The organism is Sphingomonas sp., from assembly GCF_031426035.1.
Lineage (GTDB): Bacteria > Pseudomonadota > Alphaproteobacteria > Sphingomonadales > Sphingomonadaceae > Sphingomicrobium.
Window position 1 is genome coordinate 1 of record NZ_JANPKO010000142.1, and the last position, 16,632, is coordinate 16,632.

Sequence of the window (16,632 nt, forward strand, 5' to 3'; positions counted from 1 at the left end):
TCTCGACCGGCTACCAGGCCAACCTCGGCATCATCTCCACCATCGCCGGCAAGGGCGATTATATCGTCCTCGACATCGACAGCCATGCCTCCATCTATGACGGCTGCGCGCTGGGCAACGCGCAGATCGTGCCGTTCCGCCACAACGACATCGAGGCGATGGAGAAGCGCTTGAAGCGCATCCCCGAAGGCGCCGGCAAGCTGGTCATCCTCGAGGGCGTCTATTCGATGCTCGGCGACATCGCGCCATTGAAGGAGATGGTCGCCATCGCCAAGGCCCATGGCGCGATGGTGCTGGTCGATGAGGCGCACTCGATGGGCTTCATCGGCGAGCATGGCCGCGGCGTCGCCGAGGCGCAGGGCGTGATCGACGATTGCGACTTCATCATCGGCACCTTCTCCAAGTCGGTCGGCACGGTCGGCGGCTTCTGCGTTTCCAACCACCCGAAGTTCGAGATCCTGCGGCTGGTGTGCCGCCCCTACGTGTTCACCGCCTCGCTGCCGCCGTCGGTGGTGGCCACCGCCGCGACCTCGATCCGCAAGCTCAAGGACAGCGCCGCCAAGCGCGCGCATTTGTGGGAGAATTCGCAGCGCCTCCACGCCGGCCTCAAGCAGCTCGGCTTCACGCTCGGCACCGACACCCCGCAATCGGCGATCATCGCGGTCATCCTGCCCGACCTCGAGCAGGGCATCGCGATCTGGCAGGCGCTGCTCGACGAGGGGTTGTACGTCAATCTGGCGCGGCCGCCGGCGACGCCCGGGGGGATGACCCTGCTGCGCTGCTCGTTGTGCGCCGAGCATAGCACGGAGCAGGTCGGCGACATCCTCGCGATGTTCGCCGCCGCCGGGCGCGCCACCGGCGTCATCGCCTGACCGGCGCGCGGCCTTCCACCGCTCGCCATGAGCGACTAGACTGACTTCATGACGCCGCAGGAAGAGATCAGCTTCGACTGGCGCCGGGGCGGGGCCGCGGCCGGCGCGCTGATCGCCACGCTGATCCTGCTCGCGATGGTCGTCCTGGTCGCTTTCTCCAACCGCGCCCGCGACGACGCGCTGGAAGGCGAGCGCCATGCCTATGACGTGACCCTGCTGGTGCGCACCGTCGACGCTTCGATTTCGCAGTCGGAAGCGGCGCTCGGCCGCTTCGTGCTCGACGAGAAGGTCGAGACCAGCGGCAACATCTATTACAATCAGTGGCGCCTCGCCGGTTACCAAATCCGCCAGCTCGACCGGCTGGTGGCGCGCGATGCCGAACAGCGCACGCGCGTCGGCGACCTGCGCCAGCTGTACCAGCAACGGGGCGTGGAATTGGCGACGGCGGCGCGCGCGGCTGCCGGCAGGCAGGGCTCGGGGGCGATCAACCTCTATTACTCGGCCGCGCTGTCACCGACCGGCCCGGCGCTTCGCGCCAAGCTGTCCGAAATCGCCGACAACGAGCGGGCCTTGCTGCGCGAGCGGATGGCGCAAACCCAGATCTTCTCGGCCGAAGCCGACCGCCTGACCGATTACCTCAGCTGGCTCGGGCTGATCGTCGGCGCCGCCGCGATCTTCCTCAGCGTGGTCGCGGTGCAGGCGCTGCGCCTCAACGCCGCCGCCCGCCGCCTCGCCGAGAGCCAGCTCGAGCGTGCCGAGGGGCTCGAGCAGGCGGTCGCCGAGCGTACCCGCGAACTGCTCACCGCCAACGAGGCGCTCAAGGCCGAAGCGGTCGAGCGCCAGGCGGCCGAGGCCCAGCTCAGGCAAGTCCAGAAGATGGAAGCGGTGGGCCAGCTGACTGGCGGCATCGCGCACGACTTCAACAACATGCTGGCGGTGGTGGTCGGCGGCATCGACCTCGCCCGGCGCCGTCTCAACGGCCCCCGCCGCGAAGTGCTCAACCACCTCCACAACGCGATGGAAGGCGCCACCCGCGCCGCCGCCTTGACCCGCCGCTTGCTGTCGTTCGCCCGCTCCGAGCCGCTGTTGCCCGAGCGCGTCGACAGCTCGGAGCTGGTCGCCGGCATGTCCGACCTGCTCGACCGCACCTTGGGCGAGCGGATCCAGGTCGAGATCGACATCGCCGCCGACGCGTGGCCGATCTACGTCGATTCCCACCAGCTCGAGAACGCCATCGTCAACCTCGCGGTCAACGCGCGCGACGCGATGGACGGCACCGGCATGATGCGCGTGTCGACCGCCAACGTCACCCTCGCCGCCAACCAGGTCGGCGACATCCAAGGCGGCGATTATGTCCGCATCTCGGTCAGCGACAGCGGCTGCGGGATGACCGACGAGGTGCGCGAGCGCGCGTTCGAGCCGTTCTTCACCACCAAGCCGGTCGGCAAGGGCACCGGGCTCGGGCTCAGCCAGATCTTCGGCTTCGCCCACCAGTCGGGCGGCGAGGTCGGGATCGAGAGCAAGGTCGGGCACGGCACCACGGTGTCGATCTATTTGCCGCGCACCGACGCCGCGGCGACCGCGGTCCCGCTTCACCCCGCGGCCCAGCGCAGCGACCTCGACACCACCGTCCCCGGCGCGCGCATCCTGCTCGTCGAGGACGACCCGCGCGTGCGCTCGTCGACCGTCGAGGCGCTCGAGGACCTCGACTACGAGCCGGTCGCCTGCTCGAGCGGCGCCGAGGCGATCGACTTGTTCGCCGGCCAGCAGTTCGACCTCGTCATCAGCGACGTCATCATGCCCGAGATGACCGGCCCCGAGCTGATCCGCAATCTGAAGGCGACGCATGACGATTTCGCGGTGCTGTTCGTCACCGGCTATGTCGGCGAGGGCGAAACCCACGACCTCGTCGGCCACGAGCTGCTGCGCAAGCCGTTCACCGTCAGCGCGCTCGCCGGCGCGGTCGCCGCGGCGCTGTCGCGGCCGCCTAGCGCACGGCTCCGGACCTCAGCAAGCGCGGCAAAAGGCTGATCGCGGCGAGCAAAGGCCAGCGCCGCTGCCACGGCTTGATGCGGATATCGGTGCCGGCGTGGCGGTTGATCTTCCACGCGATGTAATCGACCCCGCCGGCGAACGTCGCGCTGGCCTTGGCCAGCCGCACCACCGACAACGCTTTTCCTTTCAGCTGCGTACGGCGCCACCATCGCGCCATTTGGTCCGGAGCCATCAGGTTCGCGACCTCACCATTCGGCCCCACGCCGGTCAATCTTGCTATGGTAGAAAGCGACGCCTGGCCGAAGCTCTCAAAGCGGCCCCGGTCAGAGTCTACGATGGACGCGGCCTTCCCGGCGCGCTCCGCCCGCAATTCCGCCCGGTAGGTCAACTCGAAGCCGCAATTCCAGATGTCTGTAATGCTGTGATCGCGATCCTGAGCCATCATCGGCATGGTGTATTGAAAGAGCGTCGGCGCGGCGTCTTGGACCACTTCGAGCACGCGCTCTGCAGCGGCCGCGTTCGCCGTCCACACCAACCGCGAAGGTTGGGCGAACCGGGCCCAAACGGAGGTGCTGCGCGCGTAACGACCGACTTCCCGGCGAAAATCGCCTTCGCTCAGCACGGCATATTTCGCGCGCAAACCATCCTTCTCAAGATAGAACACATTGGGCGGCACCAGTTTGTTCGCCAGCGCCAGCCAGCGCCGGTCGTAGGCGGCGCGGTAGTCGGACACGATCAAATAGAAATCGAGCATCAGCCCATCGAGCTGCTTCTCGCGCAGGCACGAGCCGTAGAACAGCACCGCGCGGGACGCGTCGCCGTGACGCCGCGCGATCGCTTCGGCCAGCTTGGAAACCTGGGGATCGACCGCGGCGCCGAGCTCGGCCGCGACCAGCTCGCGCAGCGCGCTCATGTCACACCGCGGCGAGGCGCACGAACGACAACGGCCGCGCCCGGCGCAGCACCACCGGCTGGCCGAGGGTCGCCTGGAACATCTCGCCGTCGAGGATCAAATTGGAGCGGTCGCCCTCGATGCTGATCTCGTCGGCCTCTTCGAAATGGACCCCGGTCACTTTGTCCTTGCCGAGCTTGCCCAGCAGCCCCGCGAACAGCGCTTTCAGCAACGAGCCCGGCCGCTCCTCGATCGCCACCAGCTTCATCCGCCCGTGCCCGACCCCGCCCAGTTCGCTCGACAGCAGCATGCGCTCGAGCGTGGTCACCGCGAGCAGCGAAAAGCGCCCCGACAGCCGCCCCCCGCGCGCCACCGACACCTGCAGATGCGACGGGTTGGGCGGGAGGAAATCGGCCTTCAGGCGGAACAGCATGCGGAACAGCAAGGCGACCGCGGTCAGCGCGTGGCTGAGCCCGTTGGGCAGGCCCAGCGGGTAAATCTTGTGGCGGCAATAGAGCATGGTGTCGGCGAGCCCGGCGCCGCCGAGGAACATGCCGATCACCGGGTGCCCGTGCGGGTCGCAGCGCAGCGCGATCAGCTCGCGCGCGACGATATGCGGCGCGAGGTCGGCCTGGGCCAGGCCGAGCAACCGCTCGAGGGCGACGATCGGGTCGCCCTGCGCGCCCAGGTCCATCGCGATCAGATTGGTCTTGCCGTTGGGCAGCACCGCCACCGGCGGCGGCTCGTCCCCGAAATGGCCGCCGTTGTGGATTTCGGTCAGCGCGGCCTGGACCGTCCCGTCGCCGCCGTTGATGACCAGCATCTTGGGCCGTACGCGGGCAATCGTCTTCAAGGCATCGCCGATCTGCTCGGCGCGCTCGACCTCGTAGTGGAAAATGTCCGGATGCTGGTCGCACAAGGCGCGGATGCGCGACAGTTGCGCGATGTTGCCCGTCGACTTGGGGTTCGACAGCAAGGCGATCCGCGGCCGCCCCATCAGCTGTTGATCGGCCGGATCGCGAGGCCCTTGAAATATTGCAGCTCGACCCCGACGCGCCGCGGCGCGCCGCCGACGCTGACCGAGGTGCGGCTGAACGACGGCTTCAAATTGGTGATCGACAGCCGCGGGTTGCCCGAATAGCCGCCGCCGTCCTGGCGATCCTTTTCGCCATTGGCGTTGAGGTCGTGGTGGACCGCCACCGCATAGCGCCCCGGCCCGGGCACCGCGAGGCACACGTCGACCGGCCCGGTCGAGTGGATCGGCAGCTTGACCTTGCGCACCGTTCCCTTGCGCACGAGGTAGCGGTCGGCCTCGTAGACCCCGACCTTGAGGATCCCGGTCGGCCGCTTGAACCCGCTGACCCTGACCAGCATCGCCGGCTTGCCCGAGGTGCACGCCGCGGCATCCTTGCCGACGATCGCCGGCCGCGCCGCGGTCGCGCCCGCGGCAAGCAGGGCGGCTCCGATCAGGAGGTGCGATTTCGACATGATTATACCAACCGGTTCGTTATAGACGCAGACGGGCGGGCGCCCTTTCGACAAGAGCATTTGCCCGCCCATATGCTGTTGTCGGCCGAATTTGCGGCCAAATCATGGTGTTGGAACGACCAAAATTGCGCCGCCTGTCGCTCATCGACCGCTATCTGGCGCGCTCCATCGCGGTCCCCTTGCTCGGCACGCTGATTCTCGCCGCCATGCTGCTGGTCCTCGACAAGATGCTGCGGCTGTTCGATTTCGTGGTGATGGCGGGCGGCCCGGTCAGCGTGGTGTGGCGGATGCTCGCCAATCTGCTCCCCGAATATCTCGCGCTCGGCATCCCCATCGGCCTGCTGCTCGGCATCCTCCTCGCGTTCCGCAAGCTCGCCTTGTCGTCCGAGCTCGACTCGATGCGCGGGGTCGGGCTCGGCTACACCCGCCTGCTCCGCGTGCCGTACATCTTCGCGGTGGTCCTGATGCTGCTCAACATCGCCATCGTCGGCTACATCGAGCCCTACTCGCGCTACCGCTATGAAGGGCTGCGCTTCGACCTCCGCTCGGGCGCGCTCGGCGCCTCGGTCAAGGTCGGCGAGTTCAACCGGCTAGGCAAGCGCATCACCCTGCGCGTCGACCGCAGCGAGAATGACGGCACCCAGCTCCACGGCATCTTCGTCGCGTTGGACGACAAAAGCGGCACCTCGGTCACCGCCACCGCCGAGCACGGCCGCTTCCTCTCGACCGACGACCCCGACACCATCCTGTTCCGCCTTGAAAAAGGCCGCCTGGTCCAGGATTCGCCGAAATTCGCGACCCCGCGCACGCTCGCCTTCGACAGCTACGACCTGCCGTTCGACCTGCCCTCGGTCGACACCTTCCGCGGCCGCGGCAAGGAGCATGAGGAGCTCACCCTCCACGAACTGGTCCAGGTCGGCTACGGCGACGGCGGCGAGCCGCGCCAGCGCCGCCAGGCCCAGGCCAACCTCCACTTCCGCCTGGTCGAGGTGGTGATGATGCTGATGCTGCCTTTGCTCGCCATCGCGCTCGCCGTCCCGCCCAAGCGCAGCTCGTCGTCGCTCGGCATCTTCGTCGGGATCGTGATGGTGGTCGCCTATCACAAGATCAACCAATGGGGTCAGCAGGCCGCCGGGCGCGGCGACCTCGACCCGGTGGTGGCGATGTGGGTGCCGTTCGCGATCTTCGTCGCGCTGATCTTCTGGATGTACCACGTCATCGCGCACCGCCCCGGCGGCCAGCCGATCGCCGCGCTCGAGCGCGCCTTTGCCCAGGTCGGCCGTTCGCTGCGCCGCCTGCTGCCGGCGGCCAGCCGCGCATGATCAACCTGCAATTCTTCCCCTCGCGGGAAATCGCCTTCTACACCGTCAAGCTGTTCGTCACCCGCAGCCTGGCGGTGCTGGTCGCCCTCGTGCTGATCCTGATGACCCTCGACCTGCTCGGAGAATCCGGAAAAATCCTCAAGGTCGAGGGCAATGGCGACGCCGAGCTGTGGCGCTACGTGATGCTCCGTTTGCCTTTGCTCGCGGCGCGCTTCCTGCCCTTCTCGGTGCTGCTCGGGACGCTCATCGCGTTCGCCGGATTAAACCAGCACAGCGAGGTGATCGCGATGAAGGCGGCGGGCATCTCGGCCCACCAGATCCTCGCCCCGCTGATCGTCGCCAGCCTCGCCATCGCCGGCCTGACCTTCGTCTTCAACGAGACCGTGGTGGTCAATTCGGCGCGCGCGGTGACCGCGTGGAGCGACAACGACTATGGCCCGGTCCCGGCCGACAGCGCGATCAGCAGCAACGTCTGGGTGCGCCACGGCGGCGACCTCGTCCGCGCCCGCTACATCGGCGGCACCGGAGCCCGCTTCCACGCCGAGAAACTGACCATCTACGAGCGCGAGGGCGGCATCCTCGCGCGCATCGTCGAGGCCGAGCGCGCGGTCCCCGAGGGCGCCGGCTGGACGCTCTCCAACGTGCGCATCTACGACGCCGAGATGAACCTCGTCCGCCGCCAGCCGCAGATCCGCGCTTTGGCCGGGGTCGAGCCCGAGCAGTTCACCCTCGCCCGCACCGACCCTGACCTCGTCGACTTCTTCACTTTGCGGGAGCGCATCGCCCAGATGGAGCGCGCCGGCCGCCCCACCGCCGAGGCCGAGCCCGGGCTGTGGCACAAGATCTCGAGCCCGCTGTCGACCTTGCTGATGCCGCTACTCGCCGCGGTCGCCGCGTTCGGCCTCGCGCGTTCAGGCCACGTCCTGCTCCGCGCCACCATCGGGATGGCCTTGGGCTTCGCCTACTTCGTCGCCGACAATTTCAGCCTGGCGATGGGCAATGTCGGCGCCTACCCCCCGATCATCGCCGCCTGGGCCCCCTTCCTGTTGTTCCTGCTGATCGGCGAAACGGTGCTAATTCAGAGCGAGGAGTAGCCATCCCCTCCCCTCGAGGGGAGGGGCGACTCGCCGCCAGGCGAGCGGGGGTGGGGCCACCGCGGATCGCAGAAAAGTCCCCCTCACCGCGCCCGCTCGGCCTGCGACGGCGACTGGTAAGCCGAAGGCCGCTTGTGCGCGATCATCGGGAAGGTTTCGCCGCCGTGGTAGGTCACCGTACCGCACATCACGTCGCCCTTGGCCGACAGCGTCCCGTCGAACCGCACATCGCCCTCGCGTGAGGCGACCACCATGGCGACGCGGTTGCCGGTCACCGCGATGCGGCGCACCACCACCGGCGCGGTCCTGACCGGCGCCAGCGAGCCGCCATAATCGGCGCCGACGAAGCCGATCGACATCAGCCCGAAGCTCGGCGTCCCGCGCGGCACCATCAGGAAATCCCAATGGCCGTGCAGGTTCGGCGCCTCGCCGCCCGCCGCCGCGGCGCCGGTGTTGCAGTTGAGCGCGATCGACTGGGCGGACGGTGCCGCCGCCGCCGCCGGGGCGACGCAGGCGGTGGCGGCGAAGGTGGTAGCAGCGAAAGCGGTGGCCAGGGCAAGCGCCAGCAAGCGATTCATCGGGATGTCTCCAGGTTGAAAGGGCGGTGGGGCGCGGGTGGCGCCGGGAATGGCGAAATCCACCGAGCGCGCCGCATCGACAAGCCGGATTTTCGCCAATAGCCTGCGCTTTTTCGCCAATGCGGGAAGTATGCAGTTCACGCAGCGCCAACGGCTTTCGCAGTCGAGATGGAGGCCGTTGCTGGCCGCGATCGCGGTCGGCCTGCTGCTCGGCTTCGCCGGCCCGTTCGGTTCCTACCCGGCGTTCCCCACCGCGACCCGCTACGCCTTTTGGCTCGGTCTGACCGCGGCCGGCGTGGTCGCCGCGCTCGCCGCCGACGCGGTGCTGCCGCGATCAAGGCTGCGCCCCGGCGCGCTCCGCATCGCCGCTGTCGCCCTGCTCTCCGCGCTGCCGATGACCTTCGTCGTGGCGTGGACCATGTCGCTGATCCAGCCCGGCCGCTTCTACACGCCCGCGCAACTGTTCGGCCTGTTCTGGGGCGTCGCGGCGGTGCAGCTGCTGGTCGCCTTCGCGGCAACCGCCACCGCGCGCACAGCCGATGGCGCCGAGGACCAGGGCCGCGCGCCGCTGCCCCCGGAGCGAGTTGCACAGACGTCCCCCGCCGCCTTCCCATCCACATTGCTAAAAAGGCTACCGCCGGCGATCGGCAGCGACATCCTCGCGCTCGAAACCGAGGATCATTATCTGCGCGTCCACGCCGCCGCAGGCAGCGCCCTTATCCTGATGCGGATGGCCGACGCGGTCGCTTTGCTCGACCCCCGCCTCGGCGCGCAGGTCCACCGTCGCTGGTGGGTCGCCGAGGCCGCCGTCGCGGCCATGCGGAGCGACGGGCACAAGCTGTCCCTCTGCCTGACCAACCAAACCGAAGTCCCCGTCGGCCGAACCTTCGCGGCGGCCGCCAAGGCAAGGTTCGCCGATGCGCGCAGTGCCGGTGACCCGGACAACCGCCGCGAACGGGACATTAGCGGGCTTTAAGCGCGCCATGCGCGCGTATTCAGAGCGCAAATCGGCGGGCAAGGAGACCCCGCCGCTTACAAAATTCACCCGAACTGTCTAAAAAGTGCCGCATTGCGCCCCCACTTGGGGTCGGTTGGCGGTGCGGGGCCGCCGGTTTTGCCGCTTTTCAAGGACGATTCGTGACTTCCGACGCCATGCCCAAGCAGATCTGGAAACGGTCGCATTACCTCGACCGGATGACGCTCGGCGAGCTGTGGGTGGCCTATTTCCAATATCCCGCGATCATCGCCTACATCGCGCTCAGCATCGCCGCGGTCGGCGTATGGTTCGCATTTCCCGCGACCGCGCTGCAGACCTTCCTCGCCGCCGGCCTGACCGTGATGGCCTATCCATTGGTATGGTACGCACTCCACCGCTGGGTGCTTCACTCGCGCTGGATGTTCAAGGTGCCGGCACTGGCGGCGACGTGGAAGCGCATCCACTACGACCACCACCAGGACCCCAACCATCTCGAGGTCTTGTTCGGCGCGCTGCACACCACGCTGCCGACCATCGCCTTGATCACGCTGCCGCTGGGCTATGCCATCGGCGGCACCGGCGGCGCCGCGGCGGCGTTCGCGGCGGGGCTGGTGACGACCTGCGTCTATGAATTCGTGCACTGCATCCAGCACCTCGCCTACAAGCCCAAATTGAAGCTGATCACCGAGATGAAGAAGCGCCACATGGCGCACCATTTCCACGATGAAACGGGCAATTTCGGGATCACCAATTACTTCTGGGACCGCGTGCTCGGCACCTTCTACGCCCGCCCCGAGCGCCCCGCGAAAAGCCCGACGGTGTTCAACTTGGGCTACACGCCCGAGGTCGCGCGGATCTATCCCAAGGTCGCCGAGCTGTCGGGCGGCGTCGCCACCGGCCACCCGCGCCGCCGCGACGCGGCTTGATCGACCGCGCCCCGGAAGGCTGCTGACCTGCTGACGATCCGGCCCGTTCAATCCAAGGCCGACCGCCGCGCCTTCGTAGATCTGGTATGGGCGGTCTACCGCGACGACCCGGCGTGGGTCCCACCGCTCAAGAGCGAGGTCCACGCCCTCATCGACCCCAACAAGAACCCGTGGTTCGGCCATGCCCGCGCGATGCTGTGGCTCGCCGAGCGCCACGGCAAAGTGGTCGGCCGCATCAGCGCCCAGGTCGATCAGCTGGTGCTCGAACAGATGGGCGCCGGAACCGGCCAGTGGGGCATGTTCGAGGCGCTCGACGGCGAGGCCGCCGCGGCGCTGATCGCCACCGCCGAGCATTGGTTGCGCGGCGAGGGAATGACCCGCGCGCTGGGCCCGGTCAGCCTGTCGATCTGGGATGAGCCCGGCCTCGAAATATCCGGTTTCGCGGAAGCCCCGACCGCGATGATGGGCCACCACCGCCCTGAATATGCGGCGTGGATCGAAGCCGCCGGCTACGCCAAGGCCAAGGATTTGCTGACCTACGCGGTCGACATCGCCAATTGGTCCGACCCGCTCGCCGACCGCATCGTCGCCGCCGGCCAGCGCAACCCGCGCATCCGCCTGCGCAGCGTCGACAAGAGCAAGTTCGACGCCGAGGCCGCGCTGATCCTCGGCCTGCTCAACGACGCCTGGTCGGACAATTGGGGGTTCGTGCCGCTGACCCCGGCCGAGATCGCCTACGCCGGCAAAAAATTGAAGCCGGTGATTTACGAGGACCTAGTGCTGATCGCCGAGGTCGATGGCGAGCCCGCTGCGTTCATGCTCACCCTACCCGACATCAACGAGCTGATCCGCGACCTCGACGGCCGCCTGCTCCCGTTCGGCTGGGCCAAATTGCTATGGCGCTTGCGGCGCCCACGCGTGCGCCGCGTCCGCGTGCCCCTGATGGGGGTCGCCAAGCGTCTCCACAACACGCGGCTCGCGACCCAACTTGCGTTCATGCTGATCGAGACCATCCGCCGCGCCGCGGTCACCAACTACGGCGCCACCCACGGGGAGTTCGGCTGGATCCTCGAGGACAATAAGGGAATGGTATCGATCGCCGAGCTGCCCGCCGCTCAGGTCAACCACGTCTACCGCATCTACGAAAAGGCGCTCGCCTAGCTCACGCCAGCTCGACCCAGGTCGGCGCGTGGTCGCTGGCTTTCTCCTCGCCGCGCGCCCAGCGGTCGACCCCGGCGCCGCGCAGGCGGTCGTTGGCCTCGGGGGAGCACAGCAAATGGTCGATGCGGAACCCCGCGTCGCGCTGCCAACAGCCCGCGGTGTAGTCCCAGAACGTATACAGCTTGGGCTCGGCGGGGTGCAGCGCGCGCAATGCATCGGTCCAGCCCTGATTGACGATGCGGCGCCACTCGGCGCGCGTCTCGGGCTGGAGCAAGGCGTCATGCTGGGTGGCGCGGACCGAGAACACGTCGCGATCTTCCGGCACGACATTCCAGTCGCCCGCCAACACCACCGGACGCTCGGCGGCGAGCAGCTCGGCGGCGTGGGCGCGCATGCGCTCCATCCACTTGAGCTTGTACTCGAATTTCTCGGTGCCCACCGGGTTGCCGTTGGGCAGGTATAGCGAGCCGACGATGACCCCCGCGACCTCGGCCTCGATATAACGGCTGTGGCTGTCGTCGGGATCGCCCGGCAGGCCGACGCGGCGCAGCGCCGGCGCATCCCCGCGGGCGAGGATGGCAACCCCGTTGAAGCCCTTCTGCCCGTGCCACACCGCGCCATAGCCGGCCGCCTCGATGTCAGCGACGGGCAGCGCATCGTCGGCGCATTTCAGTTCCTGCAGGCACACCGCGTCGGGTTGCTCGCGCGCCAGCCATTCGAGCAGGCGCGGCAGCCGCGCGCGAATGCCGTTCACATTGAACGTCGCGATTTTCACTAGACGGAGAAGCTGGACCCGCAGCCGCAGCCCGAGGCGGCGTTGGGATTGGTGACCTTGAACGCGGACCCGCCCAAGTCCTCGACGAAATCGACGGCAGAGCCCTTGACCAGGTCGAGACTGACCGGGTCGACCACGAGTTTCACGCCGTCGGTCTCGGCAGTCGCGTCGCCGGCCTCTGCGGCCTCGGCGAGCTCGAAGCGATAAGTAAAGCCGGAGCACCCGCCGCCGTCGACCGACAGCCGCAGGATCGCCGGCACGGACTGCTTGGCGGCAATTGCGGCAACGCGCTTGGCGGCGCTGGCCGTCAGGGAAATGGGTTCGCTCACCCGAGCGAGATAGGGATGAGCCGCCTCAGCGGCAAGGCGATCGTCAGTTGGGCAATCAGCGCTTGCGGGCGCCGGTCGGGCCGCCCAGCGCGACCTGGTCCATCGCATGGCTGCCGGCGTTGCGCTGCATGGCGACCAGATAGTCGGTCGACTTCATGAACGGGATCGGGTTGACCGCGCGGCCGTCGATGCGGACTTCGTAGTGGAGGTGGCTGCCGGTCGAGCGGCCGGTCGAGCCCATGCGGCCGATCAGTTCGCCGCGGCGGATGCGCTGGCCGGCGCTGACGCCGATCGAGGACAAGTGGCCGTAGCGGGTTTCGATGCCGCGGCCATGGTCGATCTTGACCAGGTTTCCGTAGCCGCCGCTGTTGTAGCCGGCGTCGCTGACAGTGCCGTCGGCGGTGGCGTAGATCGGGGTTCCGACCGGGCCCGACAAATCGATCCCGGCGTGCATCGCGGCGCGCCCGGCGAACGGGTCGGAGCGGACGCCGTAGCCGCTGGTGAACGCGGCGGTCTTGACCGGCTTGTCGGAGGGGACGGCGATGGCGCCGTTCTGGAGGTTGTCGAGCTTCTTCCAGCTCATGAACAATTGCTTGAAGGTCGGGTCGGACTTGCCGGCCGCTTCGAACGGGCCGCCCATGCCGCGCTCGAGGCGCGCCGGGGTCAGGCCAAGCCGCTTCAATTCAGCGGCGGCGGAACGGTAGCGGGCATCGAGCGCGCGGGCAGCGAGAGCGGCCTGGGCCAGCTGCGCGCCTTCGACGCGGGCCAAGGGTGCCGCAACGCTGTCGGGCAAATTCGCCGAATCCGCGGCGTCGGCGAACGCGGCGGGATCGACCACTTCACCGGCCAGGATCGCGGTGAGCATTTCCTGGCGTTGCTCGACCTGACGCACCCGGAGTTCGGCGGCCGCCGCCACGACGGCGACATCGCGCGGCATCGCCGCCCCGCCAGTGAGCATCTGCGCGGCGGCAAAACCGGACCAGCCGACCAGGGCCAGAAGCGCGAAGAAGAACACGGCCTGGACCGGCGCGGAAAGGCGGAACCGGCGCAGCTTCGAGCCGTCATGGATGAACAGCTCCCGATCGCGGAACAAAGCGAATGAAGCGGTCAACGCTTTAGCCATGAAGTCAAAGCTCCCAGTCGCAGCGGCACGCAGCAAAGCGCACGCTTGAAAAATCTCTCTAGTGAGGAGCTCCCCAGCCCCCGCCAGCGACACGATTTTGCCCATCGCGAGCCGGCTGAGGGGAGACTGACCCGGGCTGGTTAACAAATTCAACCGCTAGTTCCGTCCTGCGGGACGAACCGTCCGCTCCATGCGGTGAGTCGATTGGACCGGTTGCGGAAGATCAAGCGGTTACCGGGAATTTAATCGCTTAAACGGCTGCTTATGCGATTCTTTCACCGCGCGGCGGCAACTTGCTTGCCATCGCGGGAAAGCCCGCTACGGCCTGCGGCGGGCCACGCCGTCCCAACGCGGCGCGCGCTCTCTGTGAGGAGAGTTAAGATGGTAAACAAACCGGCCGCGCCGCCAGCGCGCCCGCATTTCTCGTCCGGCCCGTGCGCCAAGCCGCCCGGCTGGAGCCCCGACCAGCTCGACACGCGATCGCTCGGCCGCTCGCACCGCGCCGCGATCGGCAAGGCGCGGCTTGCCGAGGCGATCGAGCGCACGGCGGCGCTGCTGCGCCTGCCCGACGGCTACCGCCTTGGCATCGTCCCCGCCTCCGACACCGGGGCGATGGAAATGGCCTTGTGGTCGCTGCTCGGCCCGCGTGCCGTGACGATGCTGGCATGGGAGAGCTTCGGCGCCGGCTGGGTCACCGACGTGGTCAAGCAGCTCAAGCTCGACGCCGACGTTCGCACCGCCGATTACGGCGAGATCGCCGATCTCTCGGGCATCGCCCCCGACAACGACATCGTGTTCACCTGGAACGGCACCACCAGCGGCGTTCGCGTGCCTGACGCGAACTGGGTCGCTGCCGACCGCACCGGCCTGTCGATCTGCGACGCCACCTCGGCCGCGTTCGCGCAAGGCATCGACTGGCAGAAAATCGATGTCGGCACCTTCTCCTGGCAGAAAGCGCTCGGCGGCGAGGGCGGGCACGGCATGCTGGTGCTGTCGCCGCGCGCGGTCGAGCGGCTCGAAGCCGGCCCGGTGCCGCGCCCCTTGCCCAAGATTTTCCGCCTGACCAAAGGCGGCAAATTGATCGACGGCATCTTCAAGGGCGAGACGATCAATACGCCCTCGATGCTGGCGGTCGAGGATTGGCTCTACGCGCTGGGCTGGGCAGAGCAGGCCGGCGGGCTCGACGCGTTGATTGTCCGCGCCGACGCCAACGCCGCGGCGCTTGACCGCTGGGTCCAGCGCACCGCCTGGATCGAGCATCTCGCGCGTGACCCGGCGACGCGCTCCAACACGTCGGTGTGCCTGCAATTCGCCGACCGCAGCGACGAGGCCGCCAACCAGGCGCGCCAGAAAGCGATCGTCAAGCTGCTCGAAGCCGAAGGCGCGGCGTTCGACATCGGCGCCTACCGGGACGCCCCGCCGGGCCTGCGCATTTGGTGCGGCGCCACGGTCGATACCGCCGACATCACCGCCTTGGGCCCATGGCTCGACTGGGCATGGGAGCAGACCAAGTGAGCGAGCAGGTAAAAGTCCTCATCTCCGACCAGATGGACCCCAAGGCGGCGGCGATCTTCCGCGAGCGCGGCATCCATGTCGACGAGATCACCGGCCAGTCGCCCGACGAATTGGCGGCGATCATCGGCAACTACGACGGCCTCGCCATTCGCTCCTCGACCAAGGTCACCGCCAAGCTCCTAGACGCGGCTCCACGACTGAAGGTGGTCGGCCGCGCCGGGATCGGGGTCGACAATGTCGATATTCCCGCCGCCACCGCGCGCGGCGTGGTGGTGATGAACACCCCGTTCGGCAATTCGATCACCACCGCCGAGCACGCCATCGCGCTGATCTTCGCGCTCGCCCGCCAACTGCCCGAGGCCGACGCCTCGACCCAGGCCGGCAAGTGGGAAAAGAACCGCTTCATGGGGGTCGAGGTGACCGGCAAGACGCTCGGCCTGATCGGCGCCGGCAACATCGGCTCGATCGTCGCCGCGCGCGCGCTCGGCCTCAAGATGAAGGTCGCCGCTTACGACCCGTTCCTGACCCCCGAGCGCGCGATCGAGCTGGGGATCGAGAAGGTCGAGCTCGACGAGCTGCTCAGGCGCGCCGACTTCATCACCTTGCACACCCCGCTGACCGACCAGACCCGGGGTATCCTCAGCCGCGATGCACTGGCAAAAACCAAGCCCGGCGTGCGCATCGTCAATTGCGCCCGCGGCGGGCTGATCGACGAGGCGGCGCTGAAGGAGGGGCTGGATTCCGGCCACATTGGCGGCGCTGCGCTCGACGTGTTCGAGAATGAGCCCGCCAAGGATTCGCCGCTGTTCGGCACCCCCAATTTCATCTCCACCCCGCACCTCGGCGCCTCGACCAGCGAAGCGCAGGTCAATGTCGCGATCCAGGTCGCCGAGCAGATGAGCGACTTCCTGCTGCTCGGCGGGGTCACTAACGCCATCAACATGCCGTCGCTGTCGGCCGAGGAAGCGCCGCGCCTGCGGCCCTACATGGCGCTCGCCGAAAAGCTCGGGAAGCTGGTCGGCCAAATCGTCGGCGAGGATGTCCGCTCGGTCTCGGTCGAGGTCGAGGGCGCCGCCGCGGCGCTCAACCAGAAGCCGATCACCGGCGCCGTGCTGGCCGGGCTGATGGGCACCTATTCGGACACGGTGAACATGGTCAACGCGCCGTTCCTGGCCAAGGAACGCGGGCTCGACGTCAGGGAAGTGCGCCGCGACCGCGAAGGCGATTACCACACGCTGGTCGCGGTCGAGGTCGAGACCGGCAAGGGCCCGCGCCGCGTCGCCGGCACCTTGTTCGGCAACCGCGCGCCGCGGCTGGTCGAGATGTTCGGGATCGAGGTTGAGGCCGAGCTCGAGGGCTCGATGCTGTACATCGTCAACACCGACGTACCGGGCTTCATCGGCAAGCTTGGCACCGCGCTGGGCGAAGCCGGGATCAACATCGCCACCTTCAACTTGGGCCGGCGCAAGGCGCGCGGTGACGCCGCGGCGCTGGTCGCGGTCGACGGCGAAGTCAGCGCGGCGGTGGTCGAGACGCTGTGTGCGCTCGACGGCGTGCGCAAGGTCGTGCCGCTGCGCTTCTAAGCT

16 protein-coding genes are annotated in these 16,632 nt (G+C 68.1%); 9 read left to right on the top strand and 7 right to left on the bottom strand.

From position 1 onward, the window contains the following. The coding region (locus RMP08_RS10275) for an aminotransferase class I/II-fold pyridoxal phosphate-dependent enzyme (RefSeq protein ID WP_310468904.1) at positions 1-872 on the top strand (872 nt) is incomplete at its 5' end. A gap of 48 nt (positions 873-920) precedes the next feature. Then, positions 921-2,903 (top strand): ATP-binding protein, encoded by a 1,983-nt coding sequence (locus RMP08_RS10280; protein WP_310468905.1) that lies wholly within the window; start codon positions 921-923, stop codon positions 2,901-2,903. On the opposite strand, the gene RMP08_RS10285 is transcribed toward RMP08_RS10280, so the two are convergent. Genes RMP08_RS10285 through RMP08_RS10295 form a run of 3 tightly spaced genes read right to left on the bottom strand, consistent with a single transcriptional unit; the run spans position 2,860 to position 5,247 of the window. Beyond that, positions 2,860-3,780: a hypothetical protein gene (locus tag RMP08_RS10285; RefSeq protein ID WP_310468906.1), complete on the bottom strand. Its 921-nt coding sequence runs from the start codon at positions 3,778-3,780 to the stop codon at positions 2,860-2,862. The genes RMP08_RS10280 and RMP08_RS10285 overlap by 44 nt on opposite strands. A gap of 1 nt (position 3,781) precedes the next feature. Next, positions 3,782-4,756 (bottom strand): acylglycerol kinase family protein, encoded by a 975-nt coding sequence (locus RMP08_RS10290; protein ID WP_310468907.1) that lies wholly within the window; start codon positions 4,754-4,756, stop codon positions 3,782-3,784. Further along, complete coding sequence (locus RMP08_RS10295) at positions 4,756-5,247, bottom strand: DUF2141 domain-containing protein (RefSeq protein ID WP_310468908.1); 492 nt, start codon at positions 5,245-5,247, stop codon at positions 4,756-4,758. The genes RMP08_RS10290 and RMP08_RS10295 overlap by 1 nt, the downstream gene beginning before the upstream one ends. A gap of 125 nt (positions 5,248-5,372) precedes the next feature. On the opposite strand from RMP08_RS10295, the gene lptF reads away from it, so the two are divergent. Both lptF and lptG read left to right on the top strand, forming a co-directional pair. Next, positions 5,373-6,569, top strand: a complete 1,197-nt coding sequence (gene lptF / locus RMP08_RS10300) for an LPS export ABC transporter permease LptF (protein WP_310468909.1) — start codon at positions 5,373-5,375, stop codon at positions 6,567-6,569. Further along, positions 6,566-7,663, top strand: a complete 1,098-nt coding sequence (lptG, locus tag RMP08_RS10305) for an LPS export ABC transporter permease LptG (RefSeq protein WP_409049788.1) — start codon at positions 6,566-6,568, stop codon at positions 7,661-7,663. The genes lptF and lptG overlap by 4 nt, the downstream gene beginning before the upstream one ends. An 83-nt stretch (positions 7,664-7,746) precedes the next feature. Here the strand turns inward: lptG and RMP08_RS10310 are convergent, their stop codons facing one another. Then, on the bottom strand, positions 7,747-8,241 hold the full coding sequence (locus RMP08_RS10310; protein WP_310468910.1) for a hypothetical protein: 495 nt from the start codon (positions 8,239-8,241) through the stop codon (positions 7,747-7,749). 178 nt (positions 8,242-8,419) lie between these two features. Here RMP08_RS10310 and RMP08_RS10315 point away from each other — a divergent pair, with 178 nt between their 5' ends. The 3 genes from RMP08_RS10315 (at position 8,420) to RMP08_RS10325 (ending at position 11,304) form a co-directional block, all read left to right on the top strand. Then, positions 8,420-9,217: a LytTR family DNA-binding domain-containing protein gene (locus tag RMP08_RS10315; protein ID WP_310468911.1), complete on the top strand. Its 798-nt coding sequence runs from the start codon at positions 8,420-8,422 to the stop codon at positions 9,215-9,217. A gap of 176 nt (positions 9,218-9,393) precedes the next feature. Further along, positions 9,394-10,143 carry a sterol desaturase family protein gene (locus RMP08_RS10320; protein ID WP_310468948.1) on the top strand — a complete coding sequence of 250 codons (750 nt, stop codon included), beginning with the start codon at positions 9,394-9,396 and terminating at the stop codon, positions 10,141-10,143. A 192-nt stretch (positions 10,144-10,335) separates the two neighbouring features. Further along, positions 10,336-11,304, top strand: coding sequence for an N-acetyltransferase (locus RMP08_RS10325; RefSeq protein WP_310468912.1), 969 nt, complete (start codon positions 10,336-10,338; stop codon positions 11,302-11,304). A gap of 1 nt (position 11,305) precedes the next feature. Here RMP08_RS10325 and RMP08_RS10330 read toward each other — a convergent pair whose 3' ends face one another. From RMP08_RS10330 to RMP08_RS10340, 3 genes are read right to left on the bottom strand one after another with little or no spacing between them, the layout of a single operon-like run. Next, positions 11,306-12,079 carry an exodeoxyribonuclease III gene (locus RMP08_RS10330; protein WP_310468913.1) on the bottom strand — a complete coding sequence of 258 codons (774 nt, stop codon included), beginning with the start codon at positions 12,077-12,079 and terminating at the stop codon, positions 11,306-11,308. Further along, a complete protein-coding gene (erpA, locus tag RMP08_RS10335) occupies positions 12,079-12,408 on the bottom strand; it encodes an iron-sulfur cluster insertion protein ErpA (protein WP_310468914.1) in 330 nt (109 codons plus the stop codon). Before erpA ends, RMP08_RS10330 begins: the two co-directional genes overlap by 1 nt. A gap of 55 nt (positions 12,409-12,463) precedes the next feature. Beyond that, positions 12,464-13,531, bottom strand: coding sequence for a M23 family metallopeptidase (locus RMP08_RS10340; protein ID WP_310468915.1), 1,068 nt, complete (start codon positions 13,529-13,531; stop codon positions 12,464-12,466). A 381-nt stretch (positions 13,532-13,912) separates the two neighbouring features. On the opposite strand from RMP08_RS10340, the gene RMP08_RS10345 reads away from it, so the two are divergent. Both RMP08_RS10345 and serA read left to right on the top strand, forming a co-directional pair. Beyond that, complete coding sequence (locus RMP08_RS10345) at positions 13,913-15,046, top strand: phosphoserine transaminase (protein ID WP_310468916.1); 1,134 nt, start codon at positions 13,913-13,915, stop codon at positions 15,044-15,046. A 32-nt stretch (positions 15,047-15,078) separates the two neighbouring features. Continuing rightward, positions 15,079-16,629: a phosphoglycerate dehydrogenase gene (serA, locus tag RMP08_RS10350; protein ID WP_409049789.1), complete on the top strand. Its 1,551-nt coding sequence runs from the start codon at positions 15,079-15,081 to the stop codon at positions 16,627-16,629. Positions 16,630-16,632: the final 3 nt, after the last annotated feature.

Bases quoted from the DNA above. Each gene is read 5' to 3' on its own strand.
- RMP08_RS10320 (WP_310468948.1), top strand. From the start codon at position 9,394: ATGCCCAAGCAGATCTGGAAACGGTCGCATTACCTCGACCGGATGACG.
- RMP08_RS10295 (WP_310468908.1), bottom strand. From the start codon at position 5,247: ATGTCGAAATCGCACCTCCTGATCGGAGCCGCCCTGCTTGCCGCGGGC.
- RMP08_RS10280 (WP_310468905.1), top strand. From the start codon at position 921: ATGACGCCGCAGGAAGAGATCAGCTTCGACTGGCGCCGGGGCGGGGCC.
- RMP08_RS10345 (WP_310468916.1), top strand. From the start codon at position 13,913: ATGGTAAACAAACCGGCCGCGCCGCCAGCGCGCCCGCATTTCTCGTCC.
- RMP08_RS10290 (WP_310468907.1), bottom strand. From the start codon at position 4,756: ATGGGGCGGCCGCGGATCGCCTTGCTGTCGAACCCCAAGTCGACGGGC.
- RMP08_RS10310 (WP_310468910.1), bottom strand. From the start codon at position 8,241: ATGAATCGCTTGCTGGCGCTTGCCCTGGCCACCGCTTTCGCTGCTACC.
- RMP08_RS10325 (WP_310468912.1), top strand. From the start codon at position 10,336: ATGCTGTGGCTCGCCGAGCGCCACGGCAAAGTGGTCGGCCGCATCAGC.
- serA (WP_409049789.1), top strand. From the start codon at position 15,079: ATGGACCCCAAGGCGGCGGCGATCTTCCGCGAGCGCGGCATCCATGTC.
- RMP08_RS10285 (WP_310468906.1), bottom strand. From the start codon at position 3,780: ATGAGCGCGCTGCGCGAGCTGGTCGCGGCCGAGCTCGGCGCCGCGGTC.
- RMP08_RS10340 (WP_310468915.1), bottom strand. From the start codon at position 13,531: ATGGCTAAAGCGTTGACCGCTTCATTCGCTTTGTTCCGCGATCGGGAG.
- lptG (WP_409049788.1), top strand. From the start codon at position 6,566: ATGATCAACCTGCAATTCTTCCCCTCGCGGGAAATCGCCTTCTACACC.